Origin of the sequence: Chitinophaga sp. (genome assembly GCF_036566945.1) — a bacterium.
In the GTDB taxonomy this organism is placed as follows: domain Bacteria; phylum Bacteroidota; class Bacteroidia; order Chitinophagales; family Chitinophagaceae; genus Chitinophaga.
The window spans coordinates 1-3,543 of the sequence record NZ_DATCVJ010001036.1 but is presented as its reverse complement, the minus strand read 5'-3'; the positions used below and the strand labels follow the sequence as shown (position 1 = coordinate 3,543).

At 43.6% G+C, this 3,543-nt stretch carries 3 protein-coding genes; 1 reads left to right on the top strand and 2 read right to left on the bottom strand.

The window, feature by feature from the left end; all coding sequences use genetic code 11:
- Positions 1-1,617 (top strand): trypsin-like peptidase domain-containing protein (locus tag VIP81_RS31305; protein WP_331971386.1); only part of this gene is annotated, 1,617 nt, incomplete at its 5' end.
- Positions 1,618-1,986: 369 nt separating this feature from the next.
- Here the strand turns inward: VIP81_RS31305 and VIP81_RS31300 are convergent.
- Both VIP81_RS31300 and VIP81_RS31295 read right to left on the bottom strand, forming a co-directional pair.
- Positions 1,987-2,748: a LytR/AlgR family response regulator transcription factor gene (locus VIP81_RS31300; RefSeq protein ID WP_078672331.1), complete on the bottom strand. Its 762-nt coding sequence runs from the start codon at positions 2,746-2,748 to the stop codon at positions 1,987-1,989.
- The coding region (locus VIP81_RS31295) for a sensor histidine kinase (protein WP_331971348.1) at positions 2,745-3,543 on the bottom strand (799 nt) is incomplete at its 5' end. The genes VIP81_RS31295 and VIP81_RS31300, both read right to left, overlap by 4 nt.

Genomic DNA, 3,543 nt, shown 5'->3' with positions numbered 1-3,543 from the left:
GGCGTTATTATTTCATTAATTATCACGCAAACACACTATAATATGAAATTCAAGCAAATTGTTACAACTGTTTTTGTCAGTGCTGTAACTGCCGCTGCCTCCATATTTGTGTATGGCAAATATATCCAGCCACGGCAGCCAATGGTTTTCCAGAATGGTACTGAAATCCCCGTAAACTATGCCCGCTACATGCCAGGCACAGAGGCCAATGTAAACGCTACGCCCCCATCGGACTTTACCACCGCGGCAAAAGCTGTGGTTCCGGGTGTTGTCCATATCAAAACAAAAATCAACCCCAGACCCGTCACGAATGGCAATAACCTCCAAAGAAAACGCAGCGTACTGCAAGACCTTTTTGGAGATGATTTTTTTGGAGATGAATTCAACGGCAACGGCGATGGCCGCCGGTACTATGTTCCCGGCCAGATGGCTTCCGGTTCCGGTGTACTGATTTCTGCAGATGGATTTATTGTGACCAACAATCACGTTGTTTCAGATGCAGACGATATCAGCGTAACCCTCAGTAATTCCAACAAAACTTTCAAAGCAAAATTGATTGGTACAGATCCCAGCACCGACCTCGCTGTGATTAAAATAGAAGCCGCTGGTCTTCCTTACCTTATCTATGGTAACTCCGATAACGTAGAAATAGGTCAGTGGGTACTGGCAGTAGGTTACCCATTAAACCTGGATGCTACCGTTACCGCAGGTATTGTGAGTGCCAAGTCCCGTTCTATCGGTATTAACAGAAGTGGTGGCAAAGTAAACAGTGCGATCGAATCGTTTATACAAACCGATGCTGCCGTAAACCAGGGTAACAGCGGTGGTGCGCTCGTGAATACTGCCGGTGAACTGGTAGGTATCAACTCCGCTATTGCATCGCCTACGGGCTCCTATGCGGGTTACTCCTACGCCATTCCGGTGAATCTGATTAAGAAGGTAGTGAACGACATCCTGAAATATGGTAACGTACAAAGAGCTTACCTCGGTGTTAAATACGCACCGTCTTCTCTCATTGGCAATATGAGCGATGAACAGCTGAAGGATGCAGGTATCAGAAGAGATGTAAACGGCGTACAGGTAACGGAAGTAATGCCGAATAGCTCTGCGGCTGCAGCGGGTATTCACGCCGGCGATGTGATCACTGCGATCAACGGCGTAAAAATTCCGACTACTTCCCAGCTCAGCGAGCAGGTGGCCCGTTACAAACCAGGCGACAAAATTTCACTCACCTACCTGCGCGACAACAAAGAAGTAACCGCAGAAAATGTGATCCTGAAAAACCTGAAAGGAAATACCGACCTGGTGAAAGTGACCACACTGGACCGTTTAGGAGCAGATTTATCTGAATTGGATAAAGATGAAGCAGCCAGATTAGGGGTAAATGGAGGTGTACTGGTGAATGATATCGGTAATGGTATCCTGAAAAAACAAACCACTATGGCGCCAGGCTTTGTGATCCTGAAAGCGGGTACGATGCCGGTAACATCCGTAGATGCGCTGAGCAGCGCCGTGGAAAAACAAAAAACACTCAAACTGATAGGCTTCTATCCTGAAAAAGGCAGCAGCATCTATTATTATAATATTACAACTGGCTCCGGCAGCGAAAATCTCTGATCTGCCAGCCATTAAGATCGTTTTATAGGTCTTCAAACAAAAGTCCCGTCCCGGCTTACCTGGGAACGGGACTTTTCCATTAAGTCATACACGCATTGCCTGGACAGGCGTTTGATGCAATCAGCTATCTATGAAAACCTATTATGAAAATAATATAAGTATATGATACTCCTTTCCATTAATCCGTGAAAGCAGAGAATGAGTTAGCGAATGCTTAAAAATGCATGTTAAGTGCAGCAAAAAGGGGGTGAAAATAGTCCAAAAGGGGGGATACAGCAACAGGCCAGGCGCGTTAAGCGTGCCTGGCCTGTTAAATATCATCATCTTCCGCTAAAAGCCTAAAAGCTAAAAGCTAACAGCTAACATCTGTTACAGGTTGATGACCCCTTTCAGTTGGGTGAAGAACTCGTCTTTTTTACGGGAAGAGATAGGAATATTCTTCTGATCGCTCATCACCACGGCTGTTCCCAATCCTTTGATGATCTTTACGATATGATGAATATTGATAAGGAAAGATTTGTGCACCCGATAGAATCCTTTATCGGAGAGCATTTCCTCATACTCTTTCAGGGATTTTGAAATGAGATGGGAAACATTGTTGATCAGCTGAATTTTGGTATAGCTATCAAATGCTTCACAATAGATAATATCCTTCAGATCAATGACATTATACCCATCGTTGACAGGTATAACGATCTTTGAGAAGGCGTTATCATTATTTTTGACATAATCTTTCAGGATAGATGCCAATTCGTTGAGCCGGCCCTTCTTGCTCTTTTTTACCTTTTCAAGGGCGTCTTCTACCTCACTCACCTTAATTGGTTTCAACAGGTAGTCCAAAGCGGCAAATTTAATGGCCTGCAGTGCATACTCCTGAAACGCGGTGATAAAAATGACTTCGAAATTCAGTACCGGAAACATTTCCAATAGCTGAAACCCATTGTGTGGTGGCATCTCAATATCAAGAAACAGAACATCAATGGGGTTATTCTTAATCATTTCTGCCGCCTCATTGATATTTTGCGCTTCACCGACAACTGTTACATCTTTGCAGTAGTTCTCGAGTATGTTGCGTAAAATATGAATGTTGCGGACTTCATCGTCTACAATGGCAGCTTTTATATTACTCATAACATCTTAACAATGGGAATCAGTATTTCAACTAAGGTACCTTCCTTATTGCCGAAACCAGATTTAAATTTATCAATAATTTCTAACTTTCCAACACTTCCATTAAAAGATTTTATAATCTGCAAGCGCTCTTTAATCACGCTAAGTGCAGTAGACTCGTGTTTAATGAGCCTTGAACTTTTAATGCTATTTGACTTATCCCAGCCTATTCCGTCATCATCCACAGAACAATATAAGAGATCATCCACCATTTCCAATCTTATTTCTAAATAACCACTGATATTCTTTGGAGCCAGGCCGTGTTTAATGGCATTTTCAACGATTGGCTGAATAATCATGGGCGGAATGTAGATGGTATACTCCTTCAAAGCATCCTCAAGGATGAAATGATAAGTAAAGGAATGTGCAAACCGGATCTTTTCCAACTCCAGGTATCGTGTCAGAAAGGCGATTTCTTCTTCCAGTGAAATATATGATTTCCGGGAATTATTAAGCATCTGACGCATCAGGGTAGCAAAATCCGCCAGGAAGTTGAGGGCTTGTTTTTCCTCTTTTTCCAGGATGAGATGCTGTACCGAGTTCAGGGAATTGAAAATAAAATGCGGATTCATCTGGTTGGTAAGCGCTTTGGCTTCCAGTTCCGCGATGCGCCGGTTGTATTCTGTTTTCCGCTTCTCTGCCTGCTTAATACGCCTGATAATGTAACGCAACCCTACCAATACCAGCAATAACGCTGCCAGTAAAAGGATGCCCCTCGCCCACCATTGCTGGTACCACCTGGGCAGGATATCCACG

Bases quoted from the DNA above. Each gene is read 5' to 3' on its own strand.
- VIP81_RS31300 (WP_078672331.1), bottom strand. From the start codon at position 2,748: ATGAGTAATATAAAAGCTGCCATTGTAGACGATGAAGTCCGCAACATT.